Origin of the sequence: Streptomyces profundus, assembly GCF_020740535.1 — a bacterium.
In the GTDB taxonomy this organism is placed as follows: Bacteria; Actinomycetota; Actinomycetes; order Streptomycetales; family Streptomycetaceae; genus Streptomyces; species Streptomyces profundus.
On the sequence record NZ_CP082362.1, the window covers coordinates 2968859 to 2981900 of the forward strand.

At 74.5% G+C, this 13042-nt stretch carries 12 protein-coding genes; 6 read left to right on the forward strand and 6 right to left on the reverse strand.

The window, feature by feature from the left end; genetic code table 11:
* The first annotated feature begins 76 nt into the window (after nucleotides 1-76).
* The 4 genes from K4G22_RS13010 to K4G22_RS13025 all read left to right on the forward strand — a co-directional run bounded on the left by K4G22_RS13010 (nucleotide 77) and on the right by K4G22_RS13025 (nucleotide 3811).
* A complete protein-coding gene (locus tag K4G22_RS13010) occupies nucleotides 77-1009 on the forward strand; it encodes an ABC transporter ATP-binding protein (RefSeq protein WP_228080323.1) in 933 nt (310 codons plus the stop codon).
* Nucleotides 1006-1836 (forward strand): ABC transporter permease, encoded by an 831-nt coding sequence (locus K4G22_RS13015; protein ID WP_228080325.1) that lies wholly within the window; start codon nucleotides 1006-1008, stop codon nucleotides 1834-1836. The genes K4G22_RS13010 and K4G22_RS13015 overlap by 4 nt, the downstream gene beginning before the upstream one ends.
* A gap of 68 nt (nucleotides 1837-1904) precedes the next feature.
* Complete coding sequence (locus K4G22_RS13020; RefSeq protein ID WP_228080327.1) at nucleotides 1905-3173, forward strand: sensor histidine kinase; 1269 nt, start codon at nucleotides 1905-1907, stop codon at nucleotides 3171-3173.
* Between the two features lie 32 nt (nucleotides 3174-3205).
* On the forward strand, nucleotides 3206-3811 hold the full coding sequence (locus tag K4G22_RS13025) for a response regulator transcription factor (protein ID WP_483414804.1): 606 nt from the start codon (nucleotides 3206-3208) through the stop codon (nucleotides 3809-3811).
* Between the two features lie 60 nt (nucleotides 3812-3871).
* On the opposite strand, the gene K4G22_RS13030 is transcribed toward K4G22_RS13025, so the two are convergent.
* From K4G22_RS13030 to K4G22_RS13055, 6 genes are all read right to left on the reverse strand, one after another.
* The gene (locus tag K4G22_RS13030) at nucleotides 3872-4786 is read right to left on the reverse strand and encodes a phosphoribosylaminoimidazolesuccinocarboxamide synthase (protein ID WP_228080329.1); all 915 of its coding nucleotides are present in this window, start codon (nucleotides 4784-4786) and stop codon (nucleotides 3872-3874) included.
* A gap of 105 nt (nucleotides 4787-4891) precedes the next feature.
* On the reverse strand, nucleotides 4892-6349 hold the full coding sequence (locus K4G22_RS13035; protein WP_228080330.1) for a N,N-dimethylformamidase beta subunit family domain-containing protein: 1458 nt from the start codon (nucleotides 6347-6349) through the stop codon (nucleotides 4892-4894).
* A 151-nt stretch (nucleotides 6350-6500) separates the two neighbouring features.
* Complete coding sequence (locus K4G22_RS13040; protein ID WP_228080339.1) at nucleotides 6501-8030, reverse strand: hypothetical protein; 1530 nt, start codon at nucleotides 8028-8030, stop codon at nucleotides 6501-6503.
* A gap of 195 nt (nucleotides 8031-8225) precedes the next feature.
* The gene (gene purD / locus K4G22_RS13045; RefSeq protein ID WP_228080346.1) at nucleotides 8226-9497 is read right to left on the reverse strand and encodes a phosphoribosylamine--glycine ligase; all 1272 of its coding nucleotides are present in this window, start codon (nucleotides 9495-9497) and stop codon (nucleotides 8226-8228) included.
* Nucleotides 9498-10415: 918 nt separating this feature from the next.
* A complete protein-coding gene (locus K4G22_RS13050) occupies nucleotides 10416-11066 on the reverse strand; it encodes a hypothetical protein (RefSeq protein ID WP_228080348.1) in 651 nt (216 codons plus the stop codon).
* 114 nt (nucleotides 11067-11180) lie between these two features.
* Nucleotides 11181-11837 (reverse strand): GntR family transcriptional regulator, encoded by a 657-nt coding sequence (locus K4G22_RS13055; protein WP_228084071.1) that lies wholly within the window; start codon nucleotides 11835-11837, stop codon nucleotides 11181-11183.
* Between the two features lie 79 nt (nucleotides 11838-11916).
* Here K4G22_RS13055 and K4G22_RS13060 point away from each other — a divergent pair, with 79 nt between their 5' ends.
* Both K4G22_RS13060 and K4G22_RS13065 read left to right on the forward strand, forming a co-directional pair.
* Complete coding sequence (locus K4G22_RS13060) at nucleotides 11917-12549, forward strand: DJ-1/PfpI family protein (RefSeq protein WP_228080351.1); 633 nt, start codon at nucleotides 11917-11919, stop codon at nucleotides 12547-12549.
* Entirely contained in the window at nucleotides 12546-13013 is a 468-nt protein-coding gene (locus tag K4G22_RS13065; protein WP_228080353.1) for a MarR family winged helix-turn-helix transcriptional regulator, read from the forward strand. The genes K4G22_RS13060 and K4G22_RS13065 overlap by 4 nt, the downstream gene beginning before the upstream one ends.
* Nucleotides 13014-13042: the final 29 nt, after the last annotated feature.

A 13042-nucleotide genomic window follows, 5' to 3' on the forward strand; every position in this document is an offset into this window, starting at 1 on the left:
GAGAGTTGACATCTGTCATACGCGTTGATGACAACGCGCACTGCCTTCGCTCCGCTCGGCGGGTGAGCCTGGAGTCATGAGCGACGCGATCGAAGTGAACGGACTGCGCCGACGGTACGAGGGGCCGGGTGCGAACGGCGGTTTCGAGGCCGTCCGGGGGTTGGATTTCACCGTGCGGCAGGGCGAGGTGTTCGCGCTGTTGGGCACCAACGGCGCCGGAAAGACCTCGACGGTCGAGGTGTTGGAGGGCCTGGCGCCGCCGACCGGCGGCTCGGTGCGGCTGCTGGGCCACGACCCGTTCCGGGAACGGGCCACGGTGCGGCCCCGGATCGGGATCATGTTGCAGGAGGGCGGCCTGCCAAGCGAGTTGACCGCCAGGGAGACCGCGCGGATGTGGGCCGGCGTGGTGACGGGGGCGCGTCCCGAGGAGGAGGCGCTGGAGCTGGTCGGCCTCGGCGGTCGGGGCGATGTGCGGGTCAAGCAACTCTCCGGCGGTGAACGGCGCCGTCTCGACCTGGCGTTGGCGCTGATGGGCCGGCCGCAGGTGCTGTTCCTCGACGAGCCGACCACCGGCCTCGACCCGCAGGCCAGGCGCACCACCTGGGAGTTGGTGCGTTCGCTGCGCGAGGAGGGCAACACCATCGTGCTGACCACGCACTATCTGGAGGAGGCCGAGGCGCTGGCCGACCGGCTGGCGATCATGACGGAGGGGCGGATCACCGTCGCCGGCACGCCGGCCGAGGTGATGGCGGCGCAGCCGTCCCGGATCAGGTTCCAGCTGCCCCGGGGGCTCGTCCCCGCCCAGCTGCCCCTGACGCTGCCGGCGGCGGTGGAAGGGCGCGAGGTGGAGATCAGGACGCCCCAGCTCCAGGAGGCGCTCCTTGAGCTGCTGCGCTGGGCCGAGGACGGCGGGCACCAGCTGGAGCGGCTCGACGCCAGATCGGCGTCGTTGGAAGAGGTCTTTCTCGATATCGCGGCCAGGGGCGAGCGGACGGAGGAGCCGGCATGAGTGGGACGACCGGGGCGACGCGGGAGAGTTCGGCGGCGCGGCTGCTGCTGTGGGGGCTGCCCGACGCGGCGGCGATGCGGCGGATGCGGGCGCTGGCGCGGGCCGAGTTGACGCTGCTGCTGCGCAGCCGTTCGGCGCTGTGGGTGGCGCTGCTGATGCCGGTGCTCATGGTGGGCGGCGCCTATTCGGCGACCGAGGAGATGAACCTCGCCGAGGCCGGGCTCACCCAGGGCGAGGCGGTGCTGACCGGTGGCGTGGGGATGGTGCTGCTGGTCGTGGTCTATCTGAACCTGGTGCCCGCGCTGGTGACCCGGCGGGAGGAGCGGGTGCTGAAGCGGCTGCGCACCGGCGAGTTGATGGACGGGGAGATCCTGACGGCCGCCGCGCTGCCCACCGTGACGGTGGCGCTGGCGCAGTGCGTGGTGCTGGTGGTGGCCGGCAGCGTGGCGTTCGACGTGGCCGCGCCCGGCGCGCCGCTGGTCCTGGTGGCCGGGGTGGCGCTCGCCGTGGTGTCGCTGGTGCTGCTGGCCGCGCTGACGGCGGCGCTGACCAAGACGGTGGACAGCGCGCAGATCACCACCACGCCGGTGTTGCTGATCTCGATGCTGGCCTGTGGGATCTTCGTGCCGCTCGACGTGCTGCCCGACACGCTGGCCAACATCTGCCGGGTGCTGCCGCTGACCCCCGGGTTCGAGCTGGTGCGGCACGGTTGGATCGGCGGGCTCTCGGACTCCGAGGCGCTGCGCGCCTGGGCGCTCGCGCTGGTCTGGGTGGCGGTCGGGGTGTTTGCTGTGAAGCGGCGGTTCCGTTGGGATCCCCGGCAGTGAGGCCGGCGGGCCCGGCGGCGCTAGCGCGGGCGAGTGCGGAGCCAGGGGCGTAGGAGAGGACGGGCGGAATGCCACGCTGGAACTGGTGGGCGGAGCTGCGGCGCTCCAGCCATCGCGAGCGGGTCCATCACTACACCCGGTTCTCGCTCTACTTCATCGGCCTTCAGGAGCTGCTGCTGATCGTGGCGATGCTGGTGCGGGAGCACGAGGGGGCGGACGCCTGGGCGGTGGTCTCCGTCGCCCTCCTGGGGTGCCTGCACACCGGTTCGCTGGTGGTGTGCATCCGGCACAGCCTGGCGCGGTATCTCGGCGCCGGGCCGCTGCCGGTCCGGCCGCTGGCCTGGGGCCTGGGGCTGACCCTGGCGCTGAACGCGCTGGTCGGCTGGGCCGTGGCGGTGGAGGCGCTGGGCGACACGTCCGTGGTGCTGGCGATGTACGCCACCATGTTCTACGCGGGTCCCGTCTCGCTGGCGCTGTCGCTGCCCAGGGCGGCCGAGCTGTACGCGGTGCCGGCCGTGGCGTCGGTGGTGGCGCTGGGCGCGCAGCGCCCCTCGTGGACCGGGGTCCTGGCCGTGACGGCGGCCACCGCGGCGGCCGGGGCGATCATGGGCGGGATCTTCCGGGTCTCGGGGTGGACGCTGCGGGTGCTCGACCAGGTGAACGCGGCGCGGGAGATCGAGGCGCGGCTCGCCGTGGCCGAGGAGCGGCTGCGGTTCGGACGGGATCTGCACGATGTGCTGGGCCGCAACCTGTCGGTGATCGCGCTGAAGAGCGAGCTGGCGGCCCAGCTGACCAGGCGGGGTTCGCCGCAGGCGCTGGACCAGCTGGCCGAGGTGCAGCGGATCGCCCGGGACTCGCAGCGGGAGATCCGGGAGATGGTGCGCGGCTATCGCGAGGCCGATCTGGCGGCCGAGCTGGCCGGCGCGCGCGGGGTGTTGAGCGCCGCCGGGATCCGTTGCCGGGTGGTGGGCGAGGAGACGGTCGCCGCGCGGCTGCCGGCCGGGGTGCGTTCGGCGCTCGGCTGGGTGGTGCGCGAGGGCGCCACCAACGTGCTGCGGCACTCGTCGGCCTCGCGCTGCTCGGTGCGGCTGCGCCTTCCCGACGACGAGGCGGTCGTGGAGTTGACGATGGAGAACGACGGGGTGCCGGCCGCGCCCGGCGGGCCGGCGGGGAGCGGGCTCGCCGGGCTGCGGGAGCGGCTGGCCGGGCAGGGCGGCTCGCTCTCGGTCGAGCAGACCGGCGGGATGTTCCGGCTGACCGCGCGGATTCCGGTGGAGTGGGACGAGATGGCCGCGGGGTCGGGGACGGTCGAGACGGCGGAGAGGGCGAGACGGTGAGCGGGGAACGGGCGTCGGAACCGGACGAGTCGGTGATCCGGGTGCTTCTTGCCGATGACGAGCATCTGATCAGGGGCGCCCTGGCGGCGCTGCTGGCGCTTGAGGACGATCTGCGGGTGGTGGCGGAGGCGGCTTCGGGCCCCGAGGCCCTGGCCATGGCCAGGGCGCACCGGCCCGATGTGGCCGTGCTCGACCTCCAGATGCCGGGGTCCGACGGGGTCGCGGTGGCGAACGCGCTCCGCGTCGAGCTGCCCGACTGCGCCACGATGATCGTGACGGGGCACGGTCGTCCCGGCCATCTCAAGCGGGCGTTGGCGGCGGGGGCCAGGGGGTTTCTGCCGAAGACGGTGTCGGCGCAGCGGCTGGCCGAGATCATCAGGACGGTGCGTGCCGGCAACCGCTATGTCGATCCCGAGTTGGCGGCCGACGCGATCAGCGCGGGCGACTCGCCGCTGACCGCGCGGGAGGCGGAGCTGCTGGAGCTGGCGGCCGACGGCGCGCCGATCGCCGAGATCGCGGAACGGGCCGCCCTGGCGCCCGGCACGGTCCGCAACTACCTCTCGTCGGCCGTCGCCAAGCTGGGCGCGGAGAACCGCCACACCGCCGCGCACCGGGCCCGCGAGCGCGGCTGGCTCTGAGCGGCGCCCGCGGGGCACGGCGCCGCCGAAGTCACCCGTACGAGTGAGGCGGCCAGGGGGTCAGTCCCAGGCGTTGCCGGTGAGGAGCCGGTAGACCTCGGTGTAGCGGCTGTGGCTCTGCTCGATCACATGGGGCGGCAGGGGGGGCGGCGGGATGTCGCCCCGGTTGTCCCAGCGGGCGGCGGGGGAGGTCAGCCAGTCGCGGATGAGCTGCTTGTCGTAGGGGCGTTGGGGCTGGCCCGGCTGCCATTCGGACTTGCGCCAGAAGCGGGAGGAGTCCGGGGTGAGCACCTCGTCGGCGAGGACCAGCGGCTGGTCGGCGCCGGCGCCGATCGGGCGGCCGAGTTCGAACTTGGTGTCGGCCAGGATGATGCCCCGGTCCCGCGCGATGTCCCGCGCCCGGTGGTACAACGCCAGGGTGGTCTGGCGGAGTTGGGTGGCCGTCTCGGCGCCGACCCGGCGGGCGACCTCCTCGTAGGCGACGTTCTCGTCGTGGTCGCCGATCTCGGCCTTGGTGGCCGGGGTGAAGATCGGCGCCGGCAGCTCGGAGCCGTCCACCAGGCCCTCGGGGAGGGCGAGGCCGCAGACCGTGCGGTGTTCCTGGTACTCGACGAGGCCCGAGCCGGTGAGGTAGCCGCGGGCGACCGCCTCGACGGGGACCATGTCCAGCGGCCGGCAGATCAGGGTGCGGCCGGCCCAGTCGTCGGGCGCGCCCTTGGGCGGCTCGGTGCCGACGACATGGTTCGGGGCCAGATCGGCCAGTTGGTCGAACCACCAGAGCGAGAGCCTGGTGAGGATGCGGCCCTTGTCGGGGATCTCGCTGCGCAGCACCCAGTCGAACGCGGACACCCGGTCGCTGGCGACCATGACCAGCTGCCCCGCCTCGTCGCGGTAGAGGTCCCGCACCTTCCCCGTGTGCAGATGCGTAAGCCCCGGGACCTGGACGGGCTCGGGTCGCTCGATGAATCCTGGCACTGTGTCTCCTGGCGACTCGGGGGTTGGTGGGGCCGCGCCGCCCCATTGTCCCGCAGGTTCGTGAGCGGCCGGCGGCCGGGTGTGCCGCCCTGACGGCTGCGCCCGCTACTCTCGTTTGCAGATGCGATCGAGCAGATTGGCCGTGGCCCGCTGGATCCTCGGGTCGGTGTGTCCTGGTCTGGCCAGCGCGGGGGACCAGGCGAAGGTGCCGGAGGCGAAGACCCAGGCGCCGCTCGGCGCCTGGTAGAGCGAGGTCTGCTGATGCCGGGAGGCGCCCGTCTCGTCGCGGAACGGGGAGTGCGCCAGCAGCACCCGGCTCTCCGTGGCGGGCAGCGGGGTTCTCGGGAAGTAGCGGTCGGCCTCGCCCGCCACCAGGCCGGCCAGCTCCTCCCCCTCGGCCGCGCCCGTGGCCTCCCAGAGCCAGTGGTGGGCGTTCCGCACCACCAGCGGGTGCGGGCGCGGCACCCGGCCCGCGTACTGGATGCCGAGCAGCAGCTGTTCGGGGGCGCCCTGCTCGCGCCAGAGCACGGCCCGCCCGGGGCCCTGCCGTTTGCGGCAGTGCAGCAGCCGGTCCGCGTCGCCCGACGGCAGCGGGCCCAGCGACACCTGCCAGTACATGGAGTTGGCCGCCAGGAACACCAGCGAGGTGCCGATCTCCCTGGCCTCCTCGACGGCGCGGCGCATCGGCACCGACCAGTACTCGTCGTGCCCGGAGAAGACCAGGCCCCGGTAGCGCGCCGCGTCCACCCGCCCCGCGTGCAGATCGCGGGCGGTGGCGTAGGAGAGGTCGTAGCCGTACCCCTCGGCCCAGCGGATGAAGTCGTAGGCGTGCCCCGCGTGCAGCGGCAGCCCGGCGCCGGCGTAGGGGCGGTCGAAGGAGACGGTGACCGAGGCGTCCTGTTCGCCGAGGAGCCGACCGCCGGCGTCCCAGCCGTGGTAGAGGCTGGCGCCCGCCTGCCCGTCCTCGGGGAAGAGGTTGTACGCCTGCCACGTCACGTCGGGCAGCACCAGCAGCAGATCGGCGGCCCTGTCGTCGCGGACGGCGAACGGCACATGCGAGCGGAACGCGCCGTCGGCCGTGGTGAGCACGGCGACATGGGCGCCGGGCCGCCAGTCCTCGGGGACCTGGAGCCGCCAGGACAGCCACCAGTTGTGGCAGGAGACGGTGCGCCCGGCGACCAGCGGGGTCGGCTGTCTGATGCCCATCAGCTTGGGGCTGCGCAACAGTAACTGGGCGCCGTCACCGGCGAAGTGGCCGATGCGGTAGATGTCGATGGTGAACTCCTGGGGCGGGTCGACCGTGACCCTGAAGTCCAGCGCCTGGCCCGGCTCCACCGCCCCCTCGGTGACGAACCCCTTGATCTGACAGGCCACATCGTCCGCGGTGCGCGGCCCTGACGGCGGTGGGTAGCGGCGCTGGGCCGGCAGCGCGTACCCGGCGTCGTAGAAGTGCCCCTCGCTGGAGCGCAGCCAGGGCAACGGACCCTGCCCGTACGGATCGGATACCGCGTGTGTCAGCGTGCCCGCCTCCCAACGGCGAATACGCTCGGTGGTCTCTCTCAAGCTCCCCTCCCTGCACCTCCGGTGGCCGTGCCGTCACCAGCACATCACATATGGCGAGCGTCCGATCACCGTTTGTCGTGGGATTGACCGCGAGGTGTTGGCGAGATACTGGCGCCGGGGGCCGACCCTGTCGAGCCCCCAACCCCCGTTGTCACACGAGCCGTACGGGTTTGTCGGCGCGGACGCCGGCGATCGCCAGCCACTCCCGCAGCGGCCCGGCGTCGCCCTCCTCGACGAGGGTGTGCACCGTGCCGGCGAGGTCCTGGGGGCGGCCGGCCACGGTGCGCAGCACGGGGCCGTCCAGCCAGTCGAGGCCGGGGGAGGCGCCCGCGGTGTCCGCCGCCGCGCAGCAGACCGCGGCGGCCACATGGTCGACCAGGGACTCCCGCCGCCCGCGCGGCTGTTGGGGCGGCAGCGGCATCGGACCCGGGCCGCCGTCCGGTGGGGACCAGGGCGTGGGGGCGTGCGCCGCCTCGGCGCGCGCCGCGTCGGCGGTGAGGCGCGCCGCCAGCTCGTCGGTGCCGCCCTCGGCCGCCGCCTCGGCGAGGCCGTGCAGCGCGCGGGCGAGCGTCGGCGTCTCCGTCGCGTCCAGGGCGGTGAAGAGGCGGGCGGCGCGGTCCCGCCAGATGCGGTCGACGACCTCCTCCGGATACGCCGGCCACTCCACCGGCGTCCAGCCGGCCGAGCGGTCCTCGGGGACGCCGTGGAAGAGCCTGGCCGCCAGCAGCGACACCTGCTGGTCCAACTCGCCGGGGCGCTCCAGCAGATCGCAGGCGGGCCGCCGGTCGAGCCGGGCGGCGAAGCCGTCGGCCAGCCGGTCCCGGCTGGACAGCTCGGCGAGCGCCGCCGCCACCCCGGCGTCCAGGCCGCTGGGCCAGCGCCCGGCGCGCCAGGCGGGCAGCGCGACCCTGGTCAGCAGCCGGTCCCAGCCGGCGTAGGCGAGGCCGACCTGCTCCTGGGCGAGCGTGCGCAGCCCCTGGTCGACGCCCCGGGCGCGGGACGCGGCGGCTGCGGCCACCCCGCGCTCCATCTCCAGGGAGTGCCCGGCGCCCGCGCGCAGCAGGCCGCGGGCGAGCCGGCCGGCGACGGCGGACAGCGGATGCCGCGCCGCGCTTCGGCCCCTGGCGCGGCCGACCGCGGCGTCCCAGGCGCGCAGGCATCTGCGGGCGGAGGCGATGTCCGGATGGGCGGCGGGCCCGGTGCCGGCGACCACGGGCGCGAGCAGCGCCCGCAGCTCGTCGACCCGCAGCCACCAGAGGAACGGCGAGCCGATCACCAGCACGGGGGCGCCGCCGGGCGGCGCCGCCTGCTCGTCGAGCCAGCTGTCGCAGTCAGGGGTGAGCGCGATCCCGCTCGGCACCGGCACGTCGAGATCGGCCGCCAACCCCCGTATCAGCCGGTGCAGCGCCGGCGCCGCCTCATCGGCGACCGGGACCGTGGGCGTCGCCCCCGGGCGCGCCCCGGCGATGGAGAGGCCCAGCACGGCGGCCACCACCAGCACGCCGGCGGCCACCGCGGCCACGGACCAGCCGAGCGCGGCGGGCGCGCCGGCGACCAGCAGCACGACGGCGAGCGCCGCCGGCGTCAGGGCCAGCGCCAGGGCGGTGTTGCGCACCCGCAGCACCGCCAGCGCGTGATCCCGCGCGGAGTATGTGGCGTTACGCGCTTCGCGCTGCACCATGCCCGTGCCCTCCGCTGTCCGGTTACCGCCGCATCTGTCTCCACTGTGACACCGGGCTCAGACATCGCAAGGCGCGCTGCGCCGAACGCCTGAGGGCACGGTGAGTGGCGCCGAAGACGTTGCGACGCGCCCTAGTTGGGTGTGCGCCGCACCCTAGTTGGGTGTGGCGGGCACGTCAGCCGGACGGGGATTCGGTCACTCGATGGTGGGGCTTTGGTCAGAGGCTGCCCGCGCGGCGATATCCGTTCGATGGTGTGATCCGGCCAACTCGACCCTTCCCACCGCCCGGTAGGCCAGCTCCCGCGCCTCCGTCAGGTCGGCGCCGAGCGCCGTGACGGAGAGCACCCGGCCGCCCGCGCTGACCACCCGGCCCGCCTCGTCCCTGCGGGTGCCGGCGTGCAGCACGTAGGCGCCCGGCCCGTCCTCGGCCGCGACCGCGTCGAGCCCCTCGATCGGATCGCCCGAGCGCGGCGCCGCCGGGTAGCCGTCGGCGGCGATCACCACCGTGACGGCGGCCCCGTCCGACCAGCGCAGCGGCGGATGGCCGGCCAACTCGCCGACGGCCGCCGCGTTGAGCAGCCCGGCCAGCGGGGTCTTGAGGCGGGCGAGCACCACCTGGGTCTCCGGATCGCCGAAGCGCGCGTTGAACTCCACCACGCGCACCCCGCGCCGGGTGAGGGCCAGGCCCGCGTAGAGCAGCCCGGAGAACGGGGTGCCCCGGCGGCGGAGCTCGTCGACGGTGGGCCGCAGGACCGTCTGGAGCACCTCTTCGGTGAGTTCGGGGTCGGCCCAGGGCAGCGGCGAATAGGCGCCCATGCCACCGGTGTTGGGGCCCCGGTCGGCGTCGAGCGCGCGCTTGAAGTCCTGCGCCGGGGTGAGCGGGACGACCGTCTCGCCGTCGGTGACGGCGAAGAGGGAGACCTCGGGCCCGTCCAGGAACTCCTCGATCACCACCCGCTCGCAGGAACGGGCGTGCGCGGTGGCGACGGCCAGGTCCTCGGTGACGACGACGCCCTTGCCGGCGGCGAGGCCGTCGTCCTTGACCACGTAGGGCGGGCCGAACTCGGCCAGCGCCGCGTCCGCCTCCGCCGGGGTGGCGCAGGCGTGGGCACGGGCGGTCGGCACCCCGGCGGCTGCCATCACCTCCTTGGCGAACGCCTTGCTGCCCTCCAGCCTGGCGGCTTCGGCGCCTGGCCCGAAGGCCGCGATGCCGGCGGCGCGGACCGCGTCGGCGACGCCGGCGACCAGCGGCGCCTCGGGGCCGACGACGACCAGGTCGGCGCCGAGGCGGAGCGCCAGGGCGGCCACGGCCTGCCCGTCGAGCTGGTCGACCGGGTGGCAGTCGGCCAGCTCGGCGATGCCGGCGTTGCCGGGCGCGCAGTGCAGCGCGGAGACGGCCATGTCGTGGGAGAGGGCATGGCACAGCGCGTGTTCGCGGGCGCCACCGCCGATGACGAGGATTCTCACGCGGGCAGCCTAACGGCGTGCCGCCCGCCCCGCCGTGGCGTCCACCACCCGGTCGAACAGCCACCCCGCCCGGCCACCCGGGCCCCCGGAGACAAACGGCGGACGGGCACCACATGCCCGAGGCCGAACGGACCGCCCCTCGGGCCGACGAGACCGACGGACGAACAGCCCCGACGCGGGGACCCCACACGGGCACCGACACCGGACAGAAACCACCTCGCACAAGCGCACCGCGCACCGGCCAACCCGCCAACGGCGACCCGACGCGAGGGCACCGCACGGCGAACGCGGCCAACCCGCCAGCCCACACCCGCCACGAGAACACCACCGCACGGCCGCGAACCCCCCAACACCAACCCGACGCAACAACCCACCCCGCACAAGGGCACCGCACAGCCGAGAACCCGCCAACGGCGGCTCCGCGCAGGGGCGCTCCCGCCCGGCGCAAACGCACCGCCGCGCAGCGGCAAACCCAAAGACGCCGGCCCGGCGCGAGGGCACCGCGGCCACCCCCCGCCCGGCGCCAGGGCACCGCGCAACGGAAACCCACCACCACCCGCCCAGCGCGAGGGCACCGCCCGGCGCCAACGCCCGCCCGGCGCGAGGGCACCGTCCGGCGCCAACGCCCGCCCGGCGCCAGGGCACCGCGCAGCGGCAAACCCGCCAACGCCCGCCCGGCGTGAGGGCACCGCCCAACGGCAGACCCGCCAACGCCCGCCCCGGCGCAGGGCGCCGCGCAGCGGACGCGAACCGTCCCCCCAGCACAAGGGCGCTCGCCCCCGGCGCGAGGGCGCGCCACACAGCGGCAAACCCACCACCACCCGCCCCGGCGCCAACGCCCGCCCGGCGCGAGGGCGCCGCGCAGCGGCAAACCCGCCAGCGCCCGCCCGGCGTGAGGGCACCGCCCGGCGCGAGGGGTCAGCTGAAGACGATCATGGAGCCCTGGGCCAGGCTGCGGGTGGCCGCGGCGTGCAGTCCCAGCCAGACGTGACGTTCCTGGGCGAACGGACCGGCGTCGACGGGGGCCCCTTCGGCCGGCTCGTCGAGTCGGGTCGGGCGTCTCGGCGGGCTCGGCGGCGCCGGCGGCCTGGCCGGGTCGATGTCGAGCGCCGGCGCGACCAGCTCCAGTTCGCGAAGGAGTCCGTGGCTGGAGCCGAGCGGCCCGCCGCCGGCCAGCAGGTCGTCGTTGACCAGCGGATGCGGGAAGTCCACCGGCAGATAGGCGCCGGCGTGGTCCGAGTGCCAGACCAGATGGGCCTGTTGGGCTCCGCTCTCGAACATTTCGAGCAGCTGCTGGTAGTCGCCGTCCAGCTCGGCGGCCGGGGTCACCGGCAGCCCGCTGAGCTGGAGCAGATAGGCACGGCGCAGCAGGTGCAGCGCGGTGTAGTCGAAGCCGGCGACCGGCGCGACATCGCCGACCGTGCCGGGCACGTACCCGAAGACGGGCACCGGGGGGAGCCCGGCGTCGGAGAGGGCCCGGTCATAGCCGGCTATCTCCTCGGCGAACGGGTTGTCGGGGCTGTGGCACAGCACATCGACGAGGGGGACCAACCAGAGGTCACAGGCCACGTAGGAAGCTCACTCTCAGTCCAGACGGTGCGGGTCGACGGTGCGGGGGGTTCTCGGGGTCGGGGCGCGTCGTTCTGGTCCGGCTGCTTCAGGCCAAGGGTAGGGCCTGGCGGCTCAGGGCGTGTCGAGTTCGGCCGCGAGAGCCAGGATGTGGGATCGGTACTCGCCGAGCAACAGTCGGGTCTCGGCGGTGTCCCCGTGTTCCACGGCGTCGGTGAGGGGGAGGTGGCCGGCCCAGAGGCGGCCGGCGAGCCGCCCGCGCTGGCGCAGCGCGGGCACCAGATACGCCCAGCAGCGCACCCGGAGGCGGTCGAGGAAGTCGCCGATGTGGGGGTTGCCCATGAGCGCGTCCAACTCGCGCCAGTACCGCAGGTCGTAGCCGATGAGTATGTCCAGATCGCCGGCGAGGGCGGCCTGACGTGCGGCGACGGCGCGGCGGCGGACGGAGGTGAACGTCTCGGGCTCGGCCCAGTGTTGGGATAATGCCGGGTTGCGGCAGAGGAAGCCGTCGCTGACCAGCGCCTGGGCTTCGACCATCTGTTCGAAGTCGACGAGGGAGAGCTGCTTGATCCGGTAGCCCCGGTGTTGCTCGACCTCAAGCAGCCCCTGCGCCGACAGGTCGACCAGCGCCTCGCGCACCGGGGTCGCCGAGACTCCGTACTGCTCGGCGATCTCCCGCACGGTGAACTCGGCGTCGGGGGCGAGCCGTCCGGCCAGGATTTCTTCCCTCAGGGCGTCCGCCAATTGCTCCCGCAGGGTGCTGCGTTGAATCACGGCAGCCCAGACTACAGACTCACACTTGACAGCAGGCTGTCGATACGACAGCCTGCTGTCAACAAAGGAGGCGCTGATGCGCGCACACCCCGATGACACACTCCAGAACGGCACGGTCCACCTGGCCGTCTACGACACGATGGCCGACTGGGAGACGGGGCACGCCACCGCGACCCTGGCCGGCCACGGCTATCGGGTGCTCTCCGTCGGGCCGGGGCCCGAGCCGGTCACCACCCTGGGCGGGCTGCGCGTCCTGCCGGATCTCCCGCTTGAGCGGCTCGACCCGGCCGACAGCGCGCTGCTGATCCTCCCCGGCGCCGAGACCTGGACGGCGGGCGAGACGCTGGCGCCGTTCGCCGAGGCCGCGCGAGAGTTCGTGGCCGCTGGCGTGCCGGTCGCGGCGATCTGCGGGGCCACCCTCGGCCTGGCCCGCGCCGGCCTGCTGGACGACCGCGCCCACACCAGCGGCGCCGCCGGGATGCTGGCCGCCAGCGGATACGGCGGCGCCGCCCACTACCGGGAGGCGGATGCCGTGACCGACCGCGATGTGATCACGGCCGGGCCGACCGACCCCGAGCCCTTCGCCCGGGAGATCCTCGCCCGGCTCGACGTCCTCGAACCCGAGGTGCTGGACGCCTGGTTCCGGCTCTACGCGCACTCGGACGCCAGCGCCTACCCCGTGCTGGCCGCCGCCGAGGCCGCCAGGTGACCTCGGGGGACGCCGCGGCCCAGACGCTGCTCTCCGACACCGCGCTCACGGTCTTCCGGCTCAACGGGCAGTTCCTGGAGCTGGCCGAGCGGCTCTCCCGCCCGGCCGGGCTGACCGCCGCCTGGTGGCAGGTGCTCGGCGCGGTGCTGCGCGAGCCGCTGCCGGCCGCCGGCATCGCCCGCGCCATGGGCGTCACCCGGCAGAGCGTGCAGCGCGTCGCCGATCTGCTGGTCGAACGCGGCCTCGCCGAGTACCGCCCCAACCCGGCGCACCGCAGGGCGAAGCTGCTCGCGCCGACGGCGGCGGGGCGCGCGGCGATCGACCGGATCAACCCGGCCCACGCGGACGCCGCCCACGCCCTCGTCGAGGCCCTGGGCGGCGTCGCACCGGGCGAGCGCGTCCTCGCCGCGCTCACCGAGTTGTCGCGGGCGCTGACCGAACTCCCCACCGTCCCTGAGCAGTAGCGAGCCCACGCCGCGTGCCCCTTCGCACG

Bases quoted from the DNA above. Each gene is read 5' to 3' on its own strand.
- K4G22_RS13040 (WP_228080339.1), bottom strand. From the start codon at position 8,030: ATGGTGCAGCGCGAAGCGCGTAACGCCACATACTCCGCGCGGGATCAC.
- K4G22_RS13020 (WP_228080327.1), top strand. From the start codon at position 1,905: ATGCCACGCTGGAACTGGTGGGCGGAGCTGCGGCGCTCCAGCCATCGC.
- K4G22_RS13010 (WP_228080323.1), top strand. From the start codon at position 77: ATGAGCGACGCGATCGAAGTGAACGGACTGCGCCGACGGTACGAGGGG.
- K4G22_RS13060 (WP_228080351.1), top strand. From the start codon at position 11,917: ATGCGCGCACACCCCGATGACACACTCCAGAACGGCACGGTCCACCTG.
- K4G22_RS13015 (WP_228080325.1), top strand. From the start codon at position 1,006: ATGAGTGGGACGACCGGGGCGACGCGGGAGAGTTCGGCGGCGCGGCTG.